A 23479-nucleotide genomic window follows, 5' to 3' on the forward strand; every position below is an offset into this window, starting at 1 on the left:
GAAGAGCATGATAAGCAGAACAACGAAGCTCGCAGCTAGCGCTACGCCTAGCATCGCGCAGAGAATTTCAAAGCAGCCTTTGAAGGACCGCGGTTAGCGCGCCGAAGAAGCGTGGCCACTGCGGTCATAAAGCCTCGCCGCCGCTCAAACCCCGCAGCGCTCCGCTCATCTGGATGCCAACGTCGACACTAACCCGTCCGACGGCAATGCGCCAAAGCCCTCGCAGGACAGCAGGCCCAGCGACTCCAGGAACAGCATGACAGGCGGAGGACCGTCTCGAGCTGCGCTTCAGTCAGATGCGCAGCCTCTTACGGCGTAAATTGCCCAAACTGCGTTCCAATCTGCCAGTCGACAGTGTGCAGAAATCCCCATTTTCGGCCCTCTCGTGTCGGTGGTTGTCCACTACCCACAGAGCGGGGACACTTTCGGTCCCCTTCCCCACCACGCCCGGGTCATTTCAGGGATTTGTTGGCATCAATACGGGCTGCGGCGCTGGCTGACTGCGCTTCGAGTAATGCACGAGAGCGCACAGCGTGTTGACGAGCGCCATCTCCTCGGGCCTTGAGCATGGCACGGTCAGCAGGTCGGGGCTCGCGACCAGAATGGCGAGCGCCTTCGCGCGCGAGATGGCCACGTTCAGGCGGTTCTTGCTGAACAGGAACTCAATGTCTCGCGGCAGGTAATCAGCGTTGGACGTGGCCATCGACATGATGACGACGTGCGCCTCCTGCCCCTGGAACTTGTCCACGGTGCCCACGCGGGCACCGTCAGGTAGCGCACGCTTCAGTTCGTTGACCTGCACGTTGTACGGTGCCACGACCAGGATGTCATCGAGCGCCATCGGAACCATGCGCTGCCCGTCGTCGCGCGTGCCCTTGAGAAGGTCGCACACAATGCTGACAACCTTCTCGACTTCTTCTTCGCTCGACTGCGAGTTGCCGTCATGCAGGACCGGCACGTAGCGGATACCAGTCATCGGCGCCGCCCCGCGACCTTCGAAGGGTACGTCCACCACGCGCGCGGCGGTGCCCGGCGCCGGCTTCAGGCGGCCTTCGTACACGGCGTCGGAGATGAACTCGCACACATCTCCGTGCATCCGGTAGGTTGTCTTCAGGAAGATGCCCTTGTCCGCCGGGATGGTTGCAACGCCATCGAGTAGATATTCGAGCGTCGAATCGCCCGAACGCCCCGGGTGCATGCCCTTGCTCGGCTGTGCCAGCTGCATCTGGTCGCCCAGAAGAACGATGTTTTTCGCGCTCATGCCGACTGCGACGAGGTTGGCGAGCGCCATCTGTCCTGCTTCGTCGACGAACAGATAATCCAGCTGCTCGCGCATCTCTTCCTTGGAGAACAGCCAGGACGTACCGGCGACAAGCTGAGGCAGGCCGTGGAAGATTTCATCGTCCTTGGTGACATCAACAATCATGCTGCCTTTCAGCTCTGTATCCTCGCCGTTGGATTTCTTCATCCCCGAAAAGACGAATTTCGCGGTTGCCGCACGCTTCTCGACCGCCTGCAGAAGGTTGTTGATGGCGTGGTGGCTGTTGGACGTCACGCCGACGCGTTTGCCCTGACGCAGCAGCTCGACGATGACGTGCGAGCCCGTGTACGTCTTGCCAGCTCCTGGTGGCCCCTGGATGAACAGGCAGGTCTCGTCCATACCCTTGACCACCTGAATCACCTGCGGCAGCAACTCGGCGTTTTCGTCGACAAGCGCGGTCCCGGGCTGAATGCCTTTGATGCGGGGCATTTCTCGACGAAGGAGTGCCTCCACGGCGCGGTAGCCAGGGATATGGCCATGCATGCAGGTCGCGAAGTGTTCCAGCGCCTCACGATGCGCCGTCGTTGCGATAGGCATTCCCGGTCCGATAGACGTCACATCATTGGGGTTGAACGCTCCCTTCACGGTGAACGAAACGCTCAACCCGTGCATATCGACATGGAATTTGGACAGAGACTTGCCCGTGCTGGCGTTCGTCGCGGCAACCCCAGTGCGCAGCTTGGTCTCCTGCTCCGGAACCTTATAGAAGTAACGGAAGGACTGCGCTTCTGGCTTCGGCGGGCGCGAAGTGTCAGGCTTCAACTCGCCCAGGCACTCGGCATCTTCGATGAGCTCGGTGTCCGTCATTTCCATGCGTTTGAACACGGCCCACCAGTCAGGCTTCGCCTCACGTTGATGGAAAAACACAAGGTGCGCGACAAGCGCACGATACTGGTCGACAGGCGTCCAGTGCTCTTCCTTCAGTGGCAACGGCTTCAGAATCGCCGCTACCAATGCCTGCGCCCGAAGCGTTTGTGGCTTCGGGGTGGATGCAGCCGCAGGTGCGGCAGCAGTCGGCGCAAGACGATTCGACCACGTCATCGCCACCGGTCGCAGCGTGAGCAGCCATTCCCGCAACTGATACGTGGATACGACGTCATCTTCGTTGTAGTCAGCGATGTCCTGCAGCAGACGGGCTGCTTCGGCGGCCTTGCCCGGCTCGCCGACGAGGGCCTTCCAGCGCTCGTAGAAAACGATGCTTGCGCCAGCGTTGGTGACGTCACCCGCGCGTGCACCGCGGTAGAAGCGCTCAATGTACTTGATGGAGTAGCTCGGCTCGGACACGCGCAGCGCCTCGCGCACGACCGCATACAGGTCGATGAGCTTGCCGCGGCGCAGGAGATTATCGACCGACTCCTCGCGCGTCCCATGCACCGACATCAGCTTCTTCAGCGCTGTCGGCTCGTAAGGCGCATAGTGGTAGATGTGCGCGTCCGGGTAAATCACCAGGCGCGCGTCCACGTAATCCATGAACTGCTCGAAAGCAAGCTTTTCCTGCACACGGTTGTGTGCCCAGAACGTGCGGAAATTGCCCTGCCCCAGGTCAACTTCCCAGACGCCGAAAAGGTATTACAGGCCCCCGTTCTCAAGCGGATTGCCTTCCATGTCGAAAAACATATCACCCGGGTTCGGCTCGGGCAGACGTTCGAAGCCGCGCAGGCGTTGGTCGTTCGGGTCTTTCTGGAGCAGCACCTTACGCCGCTGGCCGTCCACCCGGAACTGGTACTGAAGCTCTGCCTGCGAGCGCAGCCGCTCAACGGTGCCGGGCGCAATCTTCGGGACGGCAGTACCGGCCGGCATCTTCGCCAGCGCCTCAAGCGTCGGCACGCCGGCGCCGACGAGCTTGCGGACCTGAACGCGCGCGATGCCAGCGACCTGCGATAGGTGGTCGTCCTTCACGCGTTGCGCATCGCACAACTGGCTCCAGTGGCACTGGGAGCACTTGTCGCACGGGTTCGGGTAGGTTTCGGTCGTGGCGGCATCAGTTGCAACGCGCGCGAGGAACCGAGCGAGCGCGGTGTCGAAGTAGTATCGGTAATCCGCGCACCGGTATGTTGCTTCCCGGTTCGAACCGAGGACGACACGCATGCGCTCTGGATAGTGGCCCTGTGCCTGTGCGAGCAGGTGCGAATAGAAGGCGAGCTGTACGAGAAACTTGCTGCGAGGAGAAAGCGCGAGTTTCGTGTCGACGGCTTCATAGCTGAAGTCGCCGAGCTCCGAGGGCGTCGGAACCTTTACGAGGAAGTCTGCGTAGCCGAGAAGGTTTGCGTCGAGAAATGCTGCCTGGTAGATGACATCGTAGCCCTGACGCATGGCGTCCAGCGTGGCCGCGACACGCGCGCGGATGTCCTTGCCAACGTGCGCGTTAATATCGATGACGTTCTTGCACTGATTCGACAGCGCGCCCAGATAAGCCTTCTCGTGGACGAGCCCTCTTTCCTGTACAAGCGCGAGCTGTTCATCCTCCGGGTTGCGTGGCAGCGGCGTCACAAAGTCAATCAGCGCGAGCCTCGTGCTGTGCTCGCACTCAAGAAAGGACACCAGGTCCGACGCCGAGTAAACCCTTTTCCCATCCAGTTGAAGCATTTGTCCCCTCACACCCTTCAGATTGTTGCGGATGCTACCGTTACACCAAGACAGATGCCGTCTCAATCGAACACTGAGTGTCAAACGAGCAACACTACCGCCGTAGCGAGGTTCACTATTGGCACAGTTCAGACGAGATTGCCGAAATGCTCGATTTACAAGCCACACATAGCTTCCCGAGGGAATAATGCCGTTCACTGACCGTCCTGATAACAAATCGATTCCGGCCGACGTATCGGAAGGCGTCACGCTCTGGAATGTCGTCGTCGCCGTTGCCGAGGCACATCAGTCTGTGCGCGAAGGCCACGAAGCCATTATCGACATGATGCTTGGGAAACTTGAGGACCCTGAGAAGGCGCCGGCGCTGATTGCCCAGCGATGGCGGATTATCCACACTGCGCAGGAAATAATCGCCGATGGCGAAAAAATCCTTGAGGACCACAGGGACGAAATTGCAACTCTGCCGGTCAAGCTGCAATAAGAGCGCGAGACCGTATGAAGCATCGCCGGCGAGTACCCACCAGTACGCATCACCTTCCCTGATGCCTCAACCTCATACCACAGGGCAGCAACTGAACGTAGGATGTCGCCGCCCGCGCGGCGACACACCAGCCGCTCGTCAATGCTGTCAATGATTTGCCTCGCAACCAATCTCCGTCCCTTCATCTCCAGTCATGCGACTCACGAGCGGCCTCGCGCGGTATGGAGTACCCTTGAGCTTCTAAGTTAGGGCGCAACCGCACCGCGAGCCATTGCAGTGCAGAAAATCTTATGGCGGCGCCATTACGCCTGCTCCGTGAGTTGAAAGGATACGCCTACTCGGTCATGAGGGAAGAGCCTTTGGCGGCCTTCAACGTCATCCCCGGGAACTATCCGAGGTGGTCAAAACGAATGCGCCGGCTCACTCCCCGGAGTGATTTCTATTCCTAGCCCAGACGTCCACAATAATTGGCGAGCCTCCGCGTTGCTGGCAAAACACCCGGACTTTATTCTGGATATCGTTATAGCTCCTCACCGCACCTTCTGTGCTTTGTGTGGAGGAGCCATATGGCGGGCAATCGTCAATTATCTCTGAAATCAAGTTTCGGTTAGGCTCGTTCAAAACGACGTGCGCATGCCTTTTGATAGCAGCGACCACGGCGGGATATTCTTTTCTGTAGACACGGAGCCATTTGACGAACAGGTCCACCAGACGGTACACGGTGTGGCGCGGGAGCGGCTTGAGGCCCTTTCTTTCATAGTTAGCTTCATAAGAATCGATAAGCTTAGCGTGCCAACGCTCAAAACCCTCGGTGGAATCCAACGCGTTTACGTCAAACCCCTCCTCACTGAGCTTTTTCAGTTCGCGATACGCCCAGCCCTTGTGAACTGCCTGCGGGCCATTAGGTTCGCCAGTAAAACCCGTCTCGACACCCTGGAAAGTGCTGACGCCACCGTACGTCTTGTCGTTGTCTACGTCGTCAAACCAACCCTCTGCCTGCACGAGATTATCCACGTAGTCGTCGATTAGTTGCTGATTTGGCACGATATCGATATCCTTAGTTATAAATTTGAAGCTCTTAAAGGTCCGAGCCGACATAGCGGTCGCTCTCGCCTTCGGACAGCGCTTAACGCATTCCGCCGAATCCTTTCTTATCGGCAGCTTAGAACGATTCTTTAACGTGTGGATGTATCCCGAGGCAGTCAACACTTTGCCCGCTGTCGCTCTTCGCGAATGTCCGAGCATCTCCCATGCCGCGTCGCCTTCATTAGCGCATGTGGCCAGAACGATGGGGTGGGAATCGCAAGCCGTCCATCTGGTCCCGCGCAACAAATTGGACCAGTTCCTGAATCATGCCAACGACCAACCTGTCATAAAAGCGCTTAAGAAGGCATGCGATGGCAATCGAGGTGGGTGGACTGAAGGACCTGAACTCACTCTCGAGAGCGTCATGCTCCACCACCAGCTCAGGTCGCACAGCCATACGCTGCTTTCTCTCGCCGCACCCACTCGACGACCGTTGACGGCCGGTGCTGCCCGATGGATACGGTATCGGGTCGGCACCGACGCTCGCCAACAACTGCGCCAGCGGCCGCGGCGACCGTTCCTGGCAGGCATTCCCGAAGATGAACAGCTTCGGCCCCGTAGGTGGCAGCTCGACCGCACTCGATGATTTCGGTTCCGCCAACGCTGCGCCTGGCTAGCTCAGGTATCGTATGTTAGCAGCCGGCCCAAAGACATCTTTCACAACACTCACCAGGTGGTCATGGTGGCTCAGAAAAATCACCTGTGTGCGTTTCGCAATGTCCGCAAGGACTCGAAGACCGGCGCGCGCCCGCCTGTCGTCGAAGTTAATAAACAGGTCGTCGGCGACGAATGGCAAAGTAGACGCCTGCTCCGAATGCAGCTCGAGGGCGGCCAGCCGAAGCGCCATGTATAGCTGGTCGCGCGTGCCTTCACTCATGCCAGAGATTTGCACGTGCTCTCCGCTGCCCCGAACGGCAGACAAGGCCATCGGTTGTTTGTCGTAGTCCACGGTGAGTCGTGAAAACGCGCCGAGTGTCAGCTCGGCAAAAATGGCGCTCGCACGAGCCAGCATGGGGCCTTGGCGACGCTCGCGGTACCGGTCAATTGCCCAACGCAGCAACGTTGATGCAGTCTCTACCTTGATGAACCGTTCGGCCGCGTCGGCCATGGCCGACAGCGCCTCCTGCCTCCTGGCCTCAGCGATGGCGGCGTTCGCTCCACCCGACATTACGGCCAGTTGCTGACGGGCAGTTGCAAGCTCGGTTGCGATATCACCCTGCGTTTTGACGGACTCCGCCAGCGCAGCGCCGACGGTGGACAGCTCGGCCGGCACCGCCTGGACGTCAGAGCCAACCACTTCCGACGCGAGTTCCTCAAGCGTCAACCCGTCCCCGCCCTTCAGGAGATTGCTTTTCGCATCCTCGATGGCTGCAAGCAATCCGCGCTTCCTGTCCGAACCCGCTATCAATGGCCGCAACAAATCCGGCGTGTCGACTGCTGCAAGGGCGTAAAGAGGTCGAAGTTGCGCCATAGCGTTGTCGACATCCACCCTCGCCTTCGTAACCTGCTTTCTCGCACCGGCAAGTTCCTTCTTGAGGCGCTCCATCTCCGCGTGCGCCGCGCTGGCGGACTTCATCCGCCTGGAGAGCTCAATCGAAATTCCCTTAGCATCCAGTTCCGACAGAGAAGTGTCGAGCTCTCCTGCGAGGCGCTTCGCGTCCGCGGAAAATGCGTTCAACGCTGAGCGCATCACTTCAATCTGACCCGTGCGAATCGACTTGACTTCATCCAGTTGTTCGCCAATGTTCTTCGCAATCGCAATGGCTGCGTCCGTCGCTGCCTCCGAACCAGAAGCTGCCACGAGGCCAGCCTTGGCAACCGCAGCGGCCCAGTCGTTCTTCCAGCGGTTATATGCGTCCTTCGCGGCCTTTTCCTCGCTCCGTAGCGTGGCGAGGTCTGCTTGAGCTGTCGCAAGTTGTTCCTCGACGAGCCGGCGAGTGGTTGCGGCCTGCTCAAGTCCACCGATGTAGCGCTCTGCGGCAGCACACAACGCATCAGAGTCGGACTGTGCCTTTCTGGCCACGCCCGCGTCGAACAGATGCTCAGCAAGCTTCGCCCTGGACACCTCGGCGTCAGTCACTTCCCGTTCAAGGTCATCGGAGCTTTTCCTGAGTGCTTCAGCTGCTTGCAGGGCATTATCGCGACGCGTCATCCAAGACGACACGTCGTCAAGCGCCATTCCGGCAAGTTGCTAGGCAGCCACGAGTGCGTCCCACGCCGCATCGAATTGGACCAAGCCTGCCTCGCCATCAGAAAGATTTCTCTTGTGGCGCACAAGAGCATCCTTCTCGGAGGCGACCCGCTTTTTCAGGACAAGGAGTTGTGTCGCCTCAGTAACCGAGCCCACCTGCAGGTCGGACAGGTCATCCGCCGCTCGCATCGTGTCTTCGAATTTCGTCGCGCCGCTCGCCAATGGTACCTCGCCAGACTTGATTGCACTCCATGCCGCATCGCGGGCACCGCGCGCATCCTGTACCTGGTCACTCGTTACCACTAGATGAGCTTGCACGAATTCGTCGAGCTCGGAGCTGCTCACGCACGCAACTTCCTGCGCCTCATCGACTCTGTCGCGAGCGAGCTTCACTCGTGACAGAAGCTCCTGGCGTTCAGCGCGCAGCAATGAAATACGCTCCGTTGAGGGAAGCGTCATCGACTTCAGTTCGGAAACCGGCCGTGTCCACTTGCCTAGGGTCGCGAGGCTTTCATTGAGCGCATGTTCCGCGTCCCGTCTGGCATCTTCCAAACGGCGCTGCGTCGATTGGGTATCGCGATATTTTTGTGCTGCGCGTAGAGAGACCTGGAGACCAGACGGAATCTCCGTGCATGGAACGGCCGCAAGCTTCTTGTTTAGCGCCTCGATATCGGCAAGCTGTTCCTCGACGGATTGTTCAGCCTTCAGGGCCGCCAGTTCCAGTTTGCCCCGATTGAGCATCAGGCTCGAGACGGTCTGCAGGGCCAGGGAGCCCGGAAGCGACTCACGCGCACCCTGCTCGTCGTCAGGCCAACCAAGCTCGGCGCATTCATCCGCAACCTCCCGCAGCAGAAGAGCGACCTCCTGTTCGAGCCGCGCAATCTCCTGCTCATGATTGCCGCACCGGTGTCTCGTCCCTTCAAGGTCCTGTATTTCCTTTTGCAACGAGAGCAGCGCGTGGTCGACGGAAAGACCATCCACCTCGGCCTGCAACTGCTCGGCCGACTCCGCGTGCACCTTAAGTGCACTCTCCGCCGCTGCGAGCTTCGTCAGCGCGTTCTGCAATGTCGCTTCCGCGTCTGCGGGCAGGTCAACAACCTCGTCAAGCGTGCGCAGTTCGCCCGCCTTCTCCCGCCAGACGCTCAGATGAGGAGCGACCCGCCGGATTCGCTCAAGCAGACTGCGCTTCCGTTCAAGCTCGCCGTGCTTGATTTCTTCGGCTTGCTTGCGCGCCTCCGCATCCTCAACAGCACTGTGCGCCATCCGCCAGGCGGACGTTCGTACCATCGCAGCTTTCAGGTCGGCACTGGCGTCATCCAGCTGCTTCTGGGCGATGTAGTATGCCCGGTCGCCCGACCTCCGCTTCGCCCAGAGGCCGTCCGCCTCTTCAGCAAGGCTGTCGCGGATACGCCCGAGACTCGCAATGCCGGCCGCTGACTGGAACAGCACCTGACCGACATCGCTGGATGCGTCTAGGATATTCTGACCGCCCCTGATGAGCGCTGTATGGTCCAGACAGTACATCTGCTCAAAGAAAGCCTTGTCTGCTGTGCCAAGGAAAGGTGCGAGGGCATCAGCGGGCAGCGCCTCGCCGGCTGACGTCGACAACGGCGCCTTTCTTGCTTTCGACCGGTGATAGACAAGCGACCGTTCATCACTTTCCAGCGTCGCTCCCAGTCTCAGTTCGCTCTGGTGATGGACGAAATCCAGAGACGAACTGTGGGGCATGCCGAACAACAGCTCCGAAATCGCGGTCTTGATAGTTGACTTGCCCGCCTCGTTAGGGCCGACAACAAAATGAAAATCGTGTTCGGAGTGGGGAAAGTCCACCGTCTCATCCGAGAACTTCCCGTACCGGATAAGCTCCAGCTTCTTGATGCGCATCAGCTCACTCCGCCTTTGCCAATTGCTCGACCAAACCTGAACGCACTTCGCGCACGAGAACCGACAATTCGTCGTTGCGCACGTGGGAAAGCGCCGGCACCATGTCCTGCAGCTCGTGCGGAGATTGCGTGACCAATGTGATTAGCCGGTCCCTGAGTATCTTGAGAAACTCAGGGTCCGATTCCGCTTCGACGAGCAGCCCCTGAAGGTCAGCAATCGCGTCTGCTCGACCCTGCAAGTTTTCATCGCTACCCATTGGCGTGGTTTGCACCCTGACCTTCTCAAGCCACAGGCGGTCATGGCTGATAGCCGCAATCTGCGCCAGCACCTCCGAGCGAAGCTGAGCCTCCAGACCAAAGAGCTCGCCATGGGCTTCAGAGGCGCCGGTTATTGTGACCCGAACGGCGTGGGGAACGGTCACGGAAGCAGACTCAAGCAGCGCCTCCAGTTCGCGGCCCGCTTCCCGCGCGACATCATTGAGCGTCGAGCATCCGGAAGCGTCTACCGCCACAGACGCCCACCGCAGGACATCGATGAACAATCGCTCGACTGCGAGCTCGCCCGACTCATCGACCGTCACCATGACTGCGCCGCGTCGCCCGGTTTCCCTGATGTTGCGCCCCTGCAGATTGCCGGGGAACACGATGGTCGAGCTCTCCTGCCAGATAGCGTACTCATGCACGTGACCCAGGGCCCAGTATTGATAACCCTTTGCATGAAGTTCTGCAATCGAACAGGGCGCATAGTTCGCGTGAACTGTGTTCCCTTCCAGCGCGGTGTGCAGCACACCAATGTTGAAGAATCCGGGCACAGGCGGCGGATAGCCAGTCACGAGGTTCGCGGTCGTTTCCCGCTCCTTGAAGCTATGCCCATGCAGCGCAACTTTTAGCTCGTCGATGCGGAACGTCTCAGATTTCCGTGTCGAAAACGTCCGCACGTTGTCCGGTAGCTGCAGCCGCCTGGTCATCTCGCTTTCGGCGTCATGGTTGCCGAACAGCAGATAGACGGGAATTCCTGCGCGACGCAAACGGCCCATTTCCCTGCAAAAAAAGATGCCCGTATTGTGGTCGCGCCAGGTGCCGTCGTAAAGGTCGCCGGCAATCACCATGAAGTCGGCGTTTTCGTCAATAGCAGTGGACACTAACGCCGTAAATGCATCGCGGGAAGAATTTCGCAGCATTTCCGCGGGCGCGTCCGGATAGGCACTCAGCCCGTGAAGCGGGCTGTCCAGATGGATGTCAGCCGCGTGAATGAAACGCATGTTGCCGCCTCCTGTGGTGATGGGTCGCTGCCGATGCTGCGGCGACAGGATGAAGATTCTATGCGAACGAAGGGCCGTCACGATAGCCTTACGTTTCCGGCCAAGCGGTCAGCTTATCGTCGCGGTACCGCTCGGCGCGGCATAGGTGTTCCGACACAAGTCGCAGTTGATTATCAGCGCACGCAAACAGTCATTGGGACGACAGGAGTTTTTTACGGGTTATGCGAGCTTGACCCGATATTGAGACATTTCATATCGCAATTCAATCATTCCGGCACCAAGCCAGAAGGAATAGGCGCCGAAAAGCTCCGCAGGCAATAACGGATGGAAGCGACTCCGTTGTCCATCACGTGCGGCCTCGTCACCGCCACAACGGGTCGATTTGAGACTGGGACGCAAAGTGTCTCATGCCGGGGGGAGAATCACCAGTTCATCACGGGATACAACGTCTTCGCCAGTGCTCTAAAAACGGCTCGTCAAGCCGACGAATAGTTCGACCAGGCCGGCAGGGTCAGCGACAAACAGTCGAGGGTTGCGCAACGCCGTATGAGCGACCCACGCAAATATGAGACCGGCTCTCTGTAACGCGAGCCTGCTCCTAGTCGAGGAACGGTTAATGACACATTGGGACGTTAGATGTCTCGATATGTCGGGACAATAAGACGTACTCGCCCCGAACACAAACGTTGATGCTTGTGATACTGGTCGTCGGCGAGCAGCGAGCTTTCTTTGCAACGTGGGTTGGTGCATGCGCACCGACCGGGTCTGCTGCGGAGCGCACGAATGTTTTCGACATACGGCGGTTTCGTGAAAATGGAGGTACTGAAAAGACTTCATGGCTGCGTATCGGAAGGCGTCTTTAATACGAAAAACCTGAGAGAACCAAGTGAAAACCATCATCAAAAGAAGGGACGCTGATGAAAGTCCTTACACCGCACAGAACGTCGACGCTGCAATCGCTCATCTCGAGCGCGTACTAACGTTCGAGGGAGCCCAATCACTTTTCGGCCAGAGCTACTGGCGCGTTCGCGTGATGCAGGTCAATGCAACACCGGGGTTGATGCGCACGCAACGAGTTCGATTGCAGCGACTGCTGGACCTTCTTGCAAACGCAGCCGGCACGTCTATCCGCACACGCGGCCATCTGCAGCATGCTTCAGCGGAACGGGCGGGTATCTGATGTGCACGGTTTCTGACACTTCATGGCCTGGACGGTAGGGACGATAGCACTGCTGCCGGCGCAGGCCGTCGGTCTGGCCGCTGTGCCATTCCAGCACCTGGCTGCCTCTGCCAGCCTGCTATTGATACGCGACTATCGGCCGATGTCACGCCCCCTGGAGGTCGCAGGAGACCCGACGAAAAACGATTGCCGCAGTTGAAGCAGACTTCATCTTTGCGTCCCTCGACTGAGCGTCGAATCTTTGCGGCATCGTGCGCCGCGCACGTGCTCGCGGCGCCGGCAGTGGCCAGGACGGCCGCGGACGCAATCCCTGGCCATCGTCGTACCTGGAGCCGGTTGCCTCAAGCATCGTAAAGCCCGGGTTATTCGCGGACTGGTCCGCCGGTACGACGCCCGGCAACGAGCGCTGTGGCCCAACTCCGGGAAGTGAACATGTTCGACATCACCAGTCGACAAAGACGGGAGCCAAAGGCTGGTTGACCAAGCCCCTTTCCGGTTCGAGAAAGTTCTTCGACGCCAAAGGCGTCCGTGGCCAGGAGGGGTGCACCGCACCGCAGATGGAGACCGGCGTCGACCGACGGGCGCGCCAGCCCCCTCTCGCATAAGACCTTACTTCTTTCTTAAGAAAGAATAGAGCGACTCTGCCAGAAATCCAGCAACTCCTTGTGTGAAACGGCTCCAGCGATTCTCCTCGTTCACGCAGTGCCGGGCCCCGTTCAACAAATGACGCGTCATTACGTGAACGCGCAACCGGTTCAGACGCACGCTCAGCAGGCCCGCTGTTCGTTCAGGGCCCCTGGCTAGACAAAGCACGATGGTCCTCAGACCCGCAAATCACCCACCTTGAGCGAATGCTATCTTCGGACGGAGCGCATTCAATGTTCGGTCAATGGCACCGGCGAATCCGTGTCATACAGCTGAACGCGACACCGGGCTGATGCACGCGCAACGAGTGCTACTGCAGCGGCTACTGGAACTCCTCGCGAACGCCGAAAGTACCTCGTTGCATCGAAGCAAATCCGTTGAAAGCGTTCCCACGGAACGGCGCGTGTCTGTGCATCGTTTTCGCCGGTCCCGCCACGCTGGCGGCGCCAAAGATACTGCTGGTAGGGTGACCAGTTCACGCCCGGATAAAGCAGCCCCACCTGGGGAATGGTGAAGCGGCGCGCACCGAAGGGCTGTTCGGCAAGACACCTGCCCTTGCCAGAAACGTCCGCAACGCCGACGGCGTTCCGTGTCGACCGCGGTGCGACGCACCGCCCCGAACCTTCAGATAACTCGCAGTTGTCCAGGTGGTCGCCGACTCCTTCAGCGCTCGGTGTCGCGACGGCCGCGAACCCGGGATGTGAGTCAGCCACTCCCGCACCGTGCCAGGAACAGGGGCACATGTACCTCGCCGGTCCCATTGGCAGATAAGGGAACCATGGCTGGAGGCGGGTGAGACAAGCCTTTATCAACAAATATTCTTCCCGTGTGACTGAGGGTATTAGAGAGAAAGTTTCCCACCGAGACTCACCTCACCTGACACACTACCGGCAAAGCACCGCTGCAGGCGGGCAAGCACGCGCCGGCCGCGTTTATGTGGCTCGCCTCACGCTCGACCACGGTCCTACTCTGTCGCAAGACGCGTTGCCCAAGACCGCGCCTCCCGCATCAGGCTACCACCGTCGATACGTCACATAGCGCATGCGTCACCGTCGACGTGGCGTAGCACAACGACTCTACTCCGAACGGGCGTTTGTCAGGAGTTCACAGCGGTCCGGAGTGCCTTTTGAGCAACGTACTGCAATGCGCCGAAAGGCGACGACACCGCAGCGTGCGGCTGTAATTCTCGCAGGTTCGGTAGCACCAATGCAGACCGACATAGCCCGGCAGGAACACCTAGGTTTCACCCGGGCATTGCCTCGCTACCAGACGACAGAAACGGCGCGTCAGCATGAGGCCGACGCGCCATCTTTTCGCTTGTCACCGCGATTGAGGTATCAGGCGGCCGCGCTCACCAGTTTCATCGTGGGTAACGCCGCGGCGGTGCCAGAACCCGGCAGCAGAACATTGCATACCCGCACCTGAGTCCTGCCCTGTCTGCGCCGGGACTCTTCCACCGGCACAATGTCGCGCATGCGAGTCCAGTATTGGGGCGACGCCATCGCCGACAGGCCATTCCGCGCGCACCAATCACGATAATGGTCGTATACGTTCTCTTTCGTCACGTTGTGCTCCACATCAATTGCAATAGCACAATCGTCGAACCAGGCCTGCACCGAATTCGTCTCGCTCTTCGCCTCCTTCATCAATCCGGCCATGGCGGCTGGAACGGACGGGTCGAACGCACCGCGAGCCTGCAGGCGGGAGAGTCCCTCGAGTGCCCACGAGAGAACTCCCGACAACTCCTCAGCGATGATGCGCTCCGCCAGAATCGGGTCCTGGCTCGCATCGGGAATCGTAACGCTAAACGGGACGATATCCCATCGCCGCCAGAAGCCTGCCGAGTGGTCAGTGATTGTCGGAAGATGATTGCCAAGAACCAGCCACTTGCCGCGGACATGAATACTGATTGGGTCGCGGTACTTCCGGTCAACCTGTATGCGCTCGCCGGCAATCATGGATTTGAGCAGTTGCTCGTTAATCCGGCCGCGGGGGACTTCATCACAGTAGATAAGGCTGGCTCCGGCAAGCACGGACAACCGGAAACCCTCGAGCGCATCGAGCTGGACCGCCTCAGGCTTTCCGTGAAGTGCCTGTACGATGTTCGCCAGTACGCCTTTACCATTTGCCCCTCCACCTAGCCAGAATTGCGCCCTCTGATACCTCGCGTCGGCCGTCAAGGTGTAGCCGATGTATTCCTGAACCCGCTGACGTACAGCCTCGTCCGGCAGGATGGTCCGGATGAATGCGATGAACCTCTTTGCGGGAGGCGCGCCAGTGTCATAGTTGCATCCGAGCACATGTCGTAATCCGAGCGCAGGGTCCGCAGGTTCGAGCACAAGACTGCCATTCGCGGCGTGGACGTAGCCATTGAGGCACGGTATGACGACTTTCCGGGTGGTCTCGAGAAGCTTCCCGGACCAAAGTATCGCGGCCCGGTGTGCTTTCCGGGCATTGTCCGGAGATGCGTGCTCCATACTGTGGCGGACGAGCCAGTTGTATGCGTGCCGCTCGCCATCTTCCTCATCGATGGGTGACCAGTGAGTCCCTGACCAGCGAAACAGGATGCCGCCTTCGTGTGCATACCGGTCACTGTCAACGAGCGCCGCGGCGTAGGTGTGGGGTGCGAATCGCCGAACCGTCATACGCCCCCCGCCACGTGCTCCGCAAGCCACGCCGCAACGTCGCACTCGCGCCAGCGCAGGAGCCGCGTGCCCGGGATGTGCAGACGCGGCGGCACCGCCATCGGATTGCGTCGAAGGTCTTTTTTTATGGTTTCGGGGCTGCGTCCAAGCAGCGCAGCCAGTTCATCTAGGTCAAGCAGTTTCAAGGTTTGGTCCCAAAGAAACGGTTTTTTCGGGACACGCGAGAGCGGTTGAGGCCAACACGTGCTGTTACGTGCCAAGAGACGACATAACTGAGGCGTGTAGGCCGACGCATTTATATCTTCAGCGCGATAGCTCGAAAATCACTAACGGCGGCAGAAAACAAAGAAAGGCTCTCGTAGCGACAGTCAGCGGTATGAGCGCGTAAATGTGCGAGACAGCTTTTTGACTCACCCACCGACGGATGATGAAAACGCACGGTCGGTGTTTTCGCCTAAAGTTTTGCCGGCCTATGCCGATAACACGTGCTCATCGAAAATTTCAACGGAACGGAGCCCAAGTGGCAACCAAATCAACGAAGAAAGTGCCGGTCGAGCGTGTCGCTATTGCAGAGCTTGAAAAATTGATGAAGAGGCTGCAGAAGGATAACGCGGACTCTTTGAAAGCGGCCGTGTATCTCAATCACATTAGTACGCCGCTGCACGGACTGAAACTCGCACAAGCGGACCTCTTCGACTCGCTAGAAATGCTCAGGGCAGCTGAGGCAACCGGAGACGAGACGGCAGCTAAACTGGCGAATCGCGAAGTGACCATGTACGCACGCAGGTTAAATAAGAATCGAGATGAGCTGTTGCATATGGTCGAAATGTCACAGGATGCGTTCAAACGCAAACCAAAACAGACTACCGTCTGAAGGTGAGCGTTTCAATGTAGCCTACCGCCCCGCACCTCGCGGGGCGATTGTTTCGCGCCGACCCCGCAGTCGCCAAGGAAACCTGCACTGCCTCGTGGCAAAAATGTTGACGAGCCGGCCGCGGAATTTCGGCAGAGGCCTGCGCGCTGCCCATCCAGGAGACACTAAGCGGTTCGAGATAGTGGGGGGAGCGCCAGATGGTCGCGAATCACAGGCGACCAGCGCTGCCAGTTGAAGCGCTCGCTGGGGTGACGGATGAAGACGAGCTTGATTTCGGTCTTGCTGGTGCGCAGCACGCCGACCCTGGGGCGACACCTCCCGGTAGCCCGACCAGTCTTCCTGACTGTACAGACGAGACCGCGACTCCTGCAGATTTCGCGGAGTGCGTGGTCCGAGCTAACACCGTAGACGAGAATTTGCTCGACGGCGAGCATCTCGCAAAGGACGAGCACCTCATCCCAGCCTTTGCGAAAGTGCTCCTGCGTGGGGCGATGTCGGCGTCTTCTTGACGGACGCGCTTCGAGCACTAGGTTGTGGTAAACGACGGAGGTCCAAAAACTCAGTTTCTGCGCGTCAACACCATCGCCTTATGCACACGGTCCGCGTAATATCATTGAAAAAGCGCTGCTGATACCCCGTAAGTACGCGACACCTCTTGGGCGCGTCCTCAACCAAGCCTCTCCGGCGGCACGGACATACCTCGAATCTGCTTTGCTGACATACTCGTTGTGCAATCCCCGGGCGCACCTGGCCGATGCAATGTACAACGTCCCAAGGCACCATCATCGGTGGTCCGGCGCACAGAAAGCGCTGACCCTGCCTGGTACTTTGCCGCAACAGCTAAAAAAGACCTTACGAGGAACCCGATGACAAGCATGTACCTGGCAGATAACGGAAAGCTCGTGCGCTTTGACCGCAAGCCGTACGCACAGGAGAAGCAGTTGCAGGACCTCCTCTCCCAGTTCCCGGAACTGCTCGCGGATGGCCTCCCAGGTCCGGACGATAGCGGCCGAAGCAGATGGCTTCGCATAAAAGACGAGTTCCCGCTCTCGGATGGCAACGGCAGCTCCCTGAGCGTTGACCACCTCTTCATCGACCAACAAGGCATCCCGACGCTCGTCGAGGACAAACGCTCGTCAAACCCGCAGAACAGGCGAGAGGTGGTGGCCCAGATGCTCGACTACGCGTCCATCATGTTGACCTACGACGTTCGGGACATCCAAAACCAGTTTCGAGCCGACCGCGCGGCCGACGCAGATGTCCAACTCGCCGAGTTCCTATGCGAGCGAGACGCCGAAAACTTCTGGAAGTCGGTCCAAACCAATCTGGAAGCAGGCCGCATCCGACTCGTATTCGTTGCCGACAAGATTCCTGTTACGTTGCGCCGGCTCATCGAGTTCCTCAACGAGCGGCTCGATGTGGAAGAAGTGGTTGGCATCGAGATTCAACGACTTGAATTCGGCGGGCGCGAAGCCTTTGTTCCGTCGGTCATTGGTCGCACCGCACGAGCTCAGCGCCGCAAATCCGCTGAGGCCGGAAGCGACGTGCTGCGCTCTGTCGACGATTTCTTCGAACTGGCCCGCAATCGAGAAAAGTACGCGAAAGGCTCAATAGGCGCGGTCGAGGGTAAGCAGGTCATGCTCGCCAACCTCGCGAGGGTTCGCGATTGGGGCCAGCGCCACGACGTCGAGTTCGCCGTCGGTTCGTCCTCGGGAATCAATCCACGACTGACGTTACGTCGAGCTGACGGGCAACCTCTGTTCGGCATCTTCGTCGACGGAGGCGTGTACCTCCTGAGCAACGCGTTGAAGAACGACTCCGTCAGGCTCGAGGAGTTGGGCAAACGCCTGCAGGAGGAAACGGGCGCCGCCAAACTGCGCACTTTTGACTCAGAGCTTTGCAAGCTGTTCGAGCTCTCACCAGAGGCACTCGACAGATTCATGGAGTTGGTGGACGCCACGTCCTGAGCGCACGTAGAGAAGCGCACGCCGGCGACGGCAAGCGCGTGAAAAACTCAGTCTTCGTCCGCATGCACCGGCGAGGCTACAACGTTCAGGCACGGCTCGCTTTCATCGACCGTGACCGTGTAGCCGGGCGTGACGTTTCCGAAACGAACCGTCAATTCGCGGAAGATGGTGTAGCCGAAAAGGTTGAAGTACAGGCGTGCTGTGAACCTTCGCACGGTCGAATCATAAAAAAGAACGGCGCCTCGTAGGCGCCGTCGTCTGTCATCACTATCCGCGCGCGCGCGCCCAACCCTCCGCCTGGAGTGCCCTAAGCAGACTGCTTTCTCCATCGTCCACTGCTTCAGCAATGTTTCGCCACTTCCTGTACACAGAGGTGTCGCTTAGCTTGCTCGCTGGCGCCTTGCCGTAGTGCCCGGCCTTCACCGCGGAAGCTGCGGACACGACAGCGGCAAGCACGCCGTCGAGCGGGTCACGTTCAACATTACCAGCAACGGCAAGCTTCTCTAACAGGCCGTTGAAATATCCGTCGTTGATGCGCTCAGATGCATTACGACGGATGCTGGGTTTGCACTTTTGAAACGCGGAACACGTTTGCGGGCATTCGGCGTTACTCGCGGGTTCACCATATCGGTGTTATCCATCGCTTCCTGCCCCTCAACCGGCAAGTGTGCGCATACGCGTCAGGTTGTAGCCGACCTGCGTCAGCACGAAGAGCTGGTCTACGCGTTCGAGTCCCCGATACATCGCTTGTCGAATTCGTCCGACTGTCTTGCCCCATCCGAACACCTGCTCAATGCGTTTACGTTTTTGCTGGCTGACCGCGTAACCCGGCCAGCGCGTAGTTCGCTCGTCAATTGCTGAACCTCCTGGACGCCCATCGTTTTGCGCCACATGCGGCGTCACACGGTTCGCTCGACAACTGGCCACGAAACCGGCGGTGTCGTAGTTCTTGTCCGCGCCGACCGTGATGCCGTGCGGCGCAACACTTGCGGCATCGGCAAGCATCAGCTCGGCCGCGTCGCGCTCGGCGGTGCCCGTCGCCAGCGTCACCTGTGCGTTGACCACCAGGCCATGCCGGTTGTCGGTCAGCACGTGGCCCATATAACAGAGCATCGCTCCGGTTCCTTTGCTCTTGCGAAACAGGCGCGCCTGCTCGTCCGTCGTGGATTGGTGCGTCTCGTTACTGCGCTTCTGTCCGTGCCAGTTGTCATTCGGCGCGGGCGGTTCGTCAGGAGGCGTGTCGTCTTTGTCCGGACTTGCCTTGGGCACAAAGCTCTTGTGCCCGGCCCATGCCTGAATCAACGTACCGTCGACGCTAAAGTGCTCCCCGGAAAGATATCCGCGCTCGCGCGCGGTCTCGACTGTCTCGTTGAAGAGCAACACCAGCACATCGTGTTCGAGCAACCGGTCGCGGTTCTTGCTGAACGTCGAGTGGTCCCACACGGTCCCGTCCATCGGCAGGCCGACGAACCAGCGGAACAACATGTTGTAGGAAATCTGTTCCACCAGCATGCGCTCGCTACGAATCGAATACAGCACCTGCAGCAAAAGAGCTCGCACCAGCTTCTCCGGCGCGATGCTCGGCCGACCTCCTTTCGCATCAGCCTCGTACATCCGCGCGAACACATCGTCCATGCGTTTAAGCGCGTCATTGAGCCAGGTGCGAATCGGACGCAACGGATGGTCCTTCGGTACAAAATCGTCCAGCTTCAACACCGTGAACATTGACTCGGTAAAACCATCTGGCCCACGCATCCGTTCCATCTCGCTCTCATTGATGACATCAGTTCAACGTTTACGCCTGCGTCCCGGATGACCGCTACATGAGGTATTTCACCGGCCTGCTAAGGCAGTACTGAGCGCGTTGACGCTTCTAGCATCGACGCTTTGCCCCGCCTCGAGAACCAGTCCTCCCGCGTCCGTCAGCAGTCTCAGTGCCTCTTCAAGGCGCCACTGCGGGTCGCGTTCGCGAATCTCAGCATCGCGGCGTTGCTGCTCGGCCACTTGACGCGCTTTATCCGCCGCCCGCACAGCCGGAAGGATGACATTGTCTTCAACGTACCGAATCTCGTCCGAAGACAACTTCGCTGCTAGCGTCACAGGAATTTCGAGGGCGTCAACAGGTAGGCTGCCGACAAACTCTTGTGCGCTGTAACCGTGTGTATTGCCATCGGAGCCCTTTCGGACATATTTTGAACGGTACAGTGAGAAGAGCCCGTTGCGTTTCTTTGCGTGCATTTCGTGTCCCCACGAGAGTAAGTGATACACCGTGTAGACACGCGCGATAAAGCGGTTGATGACACAGGGTGCAGGCAACCGGTCGTCGAGTACCCTGCGGCTCCAGGCCGCTCGAGCGCAATGTTGGCGGGTCGCGACGCTAGCCCGCGTTCGGTTAAAGGAGTGGCGAGAGTTCGCAAAACCGCATCCGACGCCTGCAATTAGCCGACGCCACAGTAGTTCCGGCCGTCGCCCACTTTCCTCCAAAGGTTAGCTGGGGCGGACCCTGAGACGGTCACCGGCTAACATCGGTGAATTTACTATGCCTGCAAGGACTCGGGGTCATTCGCCGAGGGCCGGTATTCGAGTCGCTGCATATGTGGGGCGTCAAGTCGTCCTTCCTTCACCTGCTCCTTGCGTGCCCGTTCGAGCAGCTTGGTCAAGAGCCATTGACCGCCGATGCCGCCAACGAGGCCCCCGATGACCGTCCCCACTCCCGGGAGGAGTGCAGTTCCGATGATGGCGCCGAGTTCAGCGCCGCCAAGGCCTGCGCCGGCGATGAGGATTTCCTCAGCCGCCCTCTTTGCCGACAGTTCGCCGTTCATAAACAGTCGGACGAGGTTGAAGATGGTCTGCACAACGGTGAGCGTGCCGCTTGACACAAGCCGGGTAGCTGCCTTGCCGGTGGCATTGACGATGGCGTGCTCGACCGTCTTTGCCGCAGCCATGGTAATACCTGCCGTAACAACAGACGCCGTCGTCTCAACCGCGACATTCGTCACGGCCTCGGCCACCTTTTCCTCACGGCGCACCACCTTCACAGCGTGCTGGAGGGTTGAGATACCTCCACTGAGCATCGCCGCACTCTTCATCGCGGCTTTCGTGGTGTGAAGCGTGTCGGCACGCTGGCGGCGCCAAGTCAGCCCAGAGAGGTCGCCGCCGGAGGCCCGGCGGGCTTCGTCGTACGGCACCCCATTGCCAGCAACACCGTCATGCTCCAGATGGTCTGTGAACTCATCCGGGCGCGGCGTACGGGACTTCTTGCGAATCCGTGCCTTCGATGTCGGCTTGCCAGCCTTTTCCGCCACCCGTTTGACGGCCTCGTACTGGTCAGACGGCGTGACCTTGTCCACGTGCTCGTAGCGCGAGGCCCGACATGCCTCGTAGGTCGTCTCGGCATCCTTGCAATATTTCGACTGCAACTCCCGCACGACTGCACCATCTTTCCTGATGCGGATGTCCGTCTCCGGATGACCGTAGCGGCTCAGCTCAGCGCGAAGGTCGTGTCGCTTCGCTTCCGTGGCCGCCACATTGAAGTTTCCGACATGCAGAACCTCGGCGACAAGGCCAGTCTTCGAATACGTGCTCCTCCTCCAGCCGACGATGTGACTGACCGCCTCCATTGTCTCTTCGTAGATTTTGTCGACCCGATGCCCGGTGCCGCTGAGCGCATCCGCAAGTACGCCATTGGGCGCGCCGAGCCCGTCGATACGGAGCTTACGGTTTTTCTTTGCTGCCATCATTTCCTCCCGAAGGCGTAAGTGAGGCTAGCAATCAGCGTATCGAATGCCGAGGGCAAACGGACGGCGCGGCGTACATTTTTGTTTCCGACAGCAATGGGTACGTCGGCAAACCCAGGAGCAGTTATCTGGAATCGACAATACGCTCGTTAAAATTTTAGAGCGTGAAATTTAAAATGGGTTTAGCTATATGTGAGGCCAGCCTGCTGGTCAACCTCTACCACCCAAAGGACCTGACATGTACGCAATTCAACAAATCCTCGAACCCACGACGCAAAACTCGAAAGTCAAGCGTTTCGCCTGGACAGCATGGACGCTCGACGCTGCCGGCAAAAAGGAAATCCAATTTCGAGGTAATTCGACCATCGACCTCGAGAATGGTTGTGGCTTTGCGGAGGCTTACGCCGAACCGACAACCATGGAGCAAAGCCGAAATCCGGAATGGTTTGAGAAGACAGCTCCGCTTGAGATTGATGTCGCTGCATATGTCACGGAGCGTATCGCCCAATCTCTCGACGGCTCGGTTCCAGAGCTCCGCGACCGGATGACCACCATTGACGACGAGAGTTTCGAAGAATTCAGTTGCTGACATCCACGCCCCGCATCCGGGGCTTTTTTTTCGCGTTGTCGATAAAATACTCAAAACCTTCGGCTGGCGAGTTTCCACAATTCCACACGCGCCAGCCGGAACCGACTCGTCGGCTTCTGACTACAACGACGACTTTCGCCGGAGCTCCGGCCGAATGCACCTGTACCCGGCCCCGTATCGCGCCACACGCGTCACCTTCCGCGTATTGTCACCGCCGAGCACATTGAGCACTGAGTCGGTCCCTCAACGCGCCACCGAGGGTCGCGTTCGCGGCCCTCGGCAACGCGGCGATGTTCTTCCGCAATGCGCGCAGCTTCCTCCGCCGGCCGCCGTGCCGACAACTTTCGACATACGCACGTTCCTCCGGCGACAACTTCGCTGCCAGTTCCTCAGGAATCTCTTGTGCGTCAAGGGACAGGCTGCCGACAAATGCCTGCTCGGCATAGCCGTGCGTATTCCCGTCAGCGCCCATTCGCACGTATCGCGAGCGGTACAGCGACGCACGGCCGTTGCGTTTCTTAATGTGCACTGTGGGCCTCCCTTTGCAGGCAGAAGGTCACCGGATATGCTAGCTCCGTCAGCGAGAGCTTCATCAGCAGACTCATCGGCAGTTCCTGCGCAGCAGCCGGAAGGCACCCAACAAACTGCCGAATCCAGCAGCCGCGTGTGCTACCGCAAGTCCCTTTGGGAACAAAGAGCGAGCGGTAGCAAATCAGTTTTTCGTGGAATTCAAGTATCCGTAGTTTGATTTTCGTGGTCTCCATTCACGTAGGGGATGCAACGTATTGGCACACTGGACAAAATGACTGGTATCAAGGGGTGCGCCGACGGCGCATCCTGCAGACAACGTGGCGGTGGTCGCGTGGGCACGCGTTCGCTCGAATACGTGCGTCACCGGGATACGAAATGGGAGAACCCACGCCATCGGTCAGTGCGTCACGTAGAGAACGCCCGGCCTGACGGCGCCGAACATGCGCACCCGAAGGACGAGCGGACTGACGGCGCGGCGTGCAGCCGCGTTCGTTGACGGCA

At 59.2% G+C, this 23479-nt stretch carries 17 protein-coding genes and 1 pseudogene; 6 read left to right on the forward strand and 12 right to left on the reverse strand.

Going from position 1 to position 23479, the window contains the following annotated elements; all coding sequences use genetic code 11:
- Positions 1 to 457: 457 nt before the first annotated feature.
- Positions 458 to 2362, reverse strand: a complete 1905-nt coding sequence (locus tag P0D84_RS10770; RefSeq protein WP_408339774.1) for a DEAD/DEAH box helicase — start codon at positions 2360 to 2362, stop codon at positions 458 to 460.
- A 33-nt stretch (positions 2363 to 2395) separates the two neighbouring features.
- Positions 2396 to 3907, reverse strand: a pseudogene (locus P0D84_RS10775) (TM0106 family RecB-like putative nuclease); the annotation flags it as partial.
- 187 nt (positions 3908 to 4094) lie between these two features.
- On the opposite strand from P0D84_RS10775, the gene P0D84_RS10780 reads away from it, so the two are divergent.
- Entirely contained in the window at positions 4095 to 4388 is a 294-nt protein-coding gene (locus P0D84_RS10780; RefSeq protein ID WP_408335949.1) for a hypothetical protein, read from the forward strand.
- A 420-nt stretch (positions 4389 to 4808) separates the two neighbouring features.
- Here P0D84_RS10780 and P0D84_RS10785 read toward each other — a convergent pair whose 3' ends face one another.
- From P0D84_RS10785 to P0D84_RS10800, 4 genes are all read right to left on the reverse strand, one after another.
- Positions 4809 to 5432, reverse strand: a complete 624-nt coding sequence (locus P0D84_RS10785; protein WP_408335952.1) for a hypothetical protein — start codon at positions 5430 to 5432, stop codon at positions 4809 to 4811.
- A 655-nt stretch (positions 5433 to 6087) separates the two neighbouring features.
- Entirely contained in the window at positions 6088 to 7653 is a 1566-nt protein-coding gene (locus P0D84_RS10790) for an ATP-binding protein (protein ID WP_408335955.1), read from the reverse strand.
- Between the two features lie 12 nt (positions 7654 to 7665).
- Complete coding sequence (locus P0D84_RS10795) at positions 7666 to 9549, reverse strand: YhaN family protein (protein WP_408335958.1); 1884 nt, start codon at positions 9547 to 9549, stop codon at positions 7666 to 7668.
- A gap of 4 nt (positions 9550 to 9553) precedes the next feature.
- A complete protein-coding gene (locus tag P0D84_RS10800) occupies positions 9554 to 10810 on the reverse strand; it encodes a metallophosphoesterase family protein (protein ID WP_408335961.1) in 1257 nt (418 codons plus the stop codon).
- Positions 10811 to 11696: 886 nt separating this feature from the next.
- On the opposite strand from P0D84_RS10800, the gene P0D84_RS10805 reads away from it, so the two are divergent.
- A complete protein-coding gene (locus tag P0D84_RS10805) occupies positions 11697 to 11990 on the forward strand; it encodes a hypothetical protein (protein ID WP_408335964.1) in 294 nt (97 codons plus the stop codon).
- A gap of 1982 nt (positions 11991 to 13972) precedes the next feature.
- Here P0D84_RS10805 and P0D84_RS10810 read toward each other — a convergent pair.
- The gene (locus tag P0D84_RS10810; protein WP_408335966.1) at positions 13973 to 15280 is read right to left on the reverse strand and encodes a DNA primase family protein; all 1308 of its coding nucleotides are present in this window, start codon (positions 15278 to 15280) and stop codon (positions 13973 to 13975) included.
- On the reverse strand, positions 15277 to 15465 hold the full coding sequence (locus P0D84_RS10815; protein WP_408335969.1) for a hypothetical protein: 189 nt from the start codon (positions 15463 to 15465) through the stop codon (positions 15277 to 15279). The genes P0D84_RS10810 and P0D84_RS10815 overlap by 4 nt, the downstream gene beginning before the upstream one ends.
- A 335-nt stretch (positions 15466 to 15800) precedes the next feature.
- On the opposite strand from P0D84_RS10815, the gene P0D84_RS10820 reads away from it, so the two are divergent.
- From P0D84_RS10820 to P0D84_RS10830, 3 genes are all read left to right on the forward strand, one after another.
- Positions 15801 to 16154 (forward strand): hypothetical protein, encoded by a 354-nt coding sequence (locus P0D84_RS10820; RefSeq protein ID WP_408335972.1) that lies wholly within the window; start codon positions 15801 to 15803, stop codon positions 16152 to 16154.
- A gap of 197 nt (positions 16155 to 16351) precedes the next feature.
- On the forward strand, positions 16352 to 16663 hold the full coding sequence (locus P0D84_RS10825; protein ID WP_408335975.1) for a hypothetical protein: 312 nt from the start codon (positions 16352 to 16354) through the stop codon (positions 16661 to 16663).
- Between the two features lie 357 nt (positions 16664 to 17020).
- Positions 17021 to 18121 carry a hypothetical protein gene (locus P0D84_RS10830; RefSeq protein ID WP_408335978.1) on the forward strand — a complete coding sequence of 367 codons (1101 nt, stop codon included), beginning with the start codon at positions 17021 to 17023 and terminating at the stop codon, positions 18119 to 18121.
- A 47-nt stretch (positions 18122 to 18168) separates the two neighbouring features.
- On the opposite strand, the gene P0D84_RS10835 is transcribed toward P0D84_RS10830, so the two are convergent.
- The 4 genes from P0D84_RS10835 to P0D84_RS10850 form a co-directional block, all read right to left on the reverse strand.
- Positions 18169 to 18336, reverse strand: a complete 168-nt coding sequence (locus P0D84_RS10835; RefSeq protein WP_408335981.1) for a hypothetical protein — start codon at positions 18334 to 18336, stop codon at positions 18169 to 18171.
- 439 nt (positions 18337 to 18775) lie between these two features.
- Positions 18776 to 19876 carry an IS5 family transposase gene (locus tag P0D84_RS10840; protein ID WP_408339776.1) on the reverse strand — a complete coding sequence of 367 codons (1101 nt, stop codon included), beginning with the start codon at positions 19874 to 19876 and terminating at the stop codon, positions 18776 to 18778.
- A gap of 78 nt (positions 19877 to 19954) precedes the next feature.
- Entirely contained in the window at positions 19955 to 20359 is a 405-nt protein-coding gene (locus P0D84_RS10845; protein ID WP_408335984.1) for a hypothetical protein, read from the reverse strand.
- A gap of 299 nt (positions 20360 to 20658) precedes the next feature.
- Entirely contained in the window at positions 20659 to 21858 is a 1200-nt protein-coding gene (locus P0D84_RS10850; protein ID WP_408335987.1) for a glycine zipper domain-containing protein, read from the reverse strand.
- A 238-nt stretch (positions 21859 to 22096) separates the two neighbouring features.
- Between P0D84_RS10850 and P0D84_RS10855 the strand changes: the two genes are divergently transcribed.
- Positions 22097 to 22447 carry a hypothetical protein gene (locus P0D84_RS10855; protein WP_408335990.1) on the forward strand — a complete coding sequence of 117 codons (351 nt, stop codon included), beginning with the start codon at positions 22097 to 22099 and terminating at the stop codon, positions 22445 to 22447.
- Positions 22448 to 23479 lie beyond the last annotated feature (1032 nt).

Source organism: Paraburkholderia sp. RL17-337-BIB-A (genome assembly GCF_046025895.1).
GTDB lineage: Bacteria > Pseudomonadota > Gammaproteobacteria > Burkholderiales > Burkholderiaceae > Paraburkholderia > Paraburkholderia fungorum_C.

Coding starts and splice junctions, on each gene's coding strand:
- P0D84_RS10770 (WP_408339774.1), bottom strand. CDS start 2,362: ATGACGTGGTCGAATCGTCTTGCGCCGACTGCTGCCGCACCTGCGGCT.
- P0D84_RS10780 (WP_408335949.1), top strand. CDS start 4,095: ATGCCGTTCACTGACCGTCCTGATAACAAATCGATTCCGGCCGACGTA.
- P0D84_RS10790 (WP_408335955.1), bottom strand. CDS start 7,653: ATGGCGCTTGACGACGTGTCGTCTTGGATGACGCGTCGCGATAATGCC.
- P0D84_RS10795 (WP_408335958.1), bottom strand. CDS start 9,549: ATGCGCATCAAGAAGCTGGAGCTTATCCGGTACGGGAAGTTCTCGGAT.
- P0D84_RS10800 (WP_408335961.1), bottom strand. CDS start 10,810: ATGCGTTTCATTCACGCGGCTGACATCCATCTGGACAGCCCGCTTCAC.
- P0D84_RS10810 (WP_408335966.1), bottom strand. CDS start 15,280: ATGACGGTTCGGCGATTCGCACCCCACACCTACGCCGCGGCGCTCGTT.
- P0D84_RS10825 (WP_408335975.1), top strand. CDS start 16,352: ATGGTCGCGAATCACAGGCGACCAGCGCTGCCAGTTGAAGCGCTCGCT.
- P0D84_RS10830 (WP_408335978.1), top strand. CDS start 17,021: ATGACAAGCATGTACCTGGCAGATAACGGAAAGCTCGTGCGCTTTGAC.
- P0D84_RS10840 (WP_408339776.1), bottom strand. CDS start 19,876: ATGCGTGGGCCAGATGGTTTTACCGAGTCAATGTTCACGGTGTTGAAG.
- P0D84_RS10845 (WP_408335984.1), bottom strand. CDS start 20,359: ATGCACGCAAAGAAACGCAACGGGCTCTTCTCACTGTACCGTTCAAAA.
- P0D84_RS10850 (WP_408335987.1), bottom strand. CDS start 21,858: ATGGCAGCAAAGAAAAACCGTAAGCTCCGTATCGACGGGCTCGGCGCG.
- P0D84_RS10855 (WP_408335990.1), top strand. CDS start 22,097: ATGTACGCAATTCAACAAATCCTCGAACCCACGACGCAAAACTCGAAA.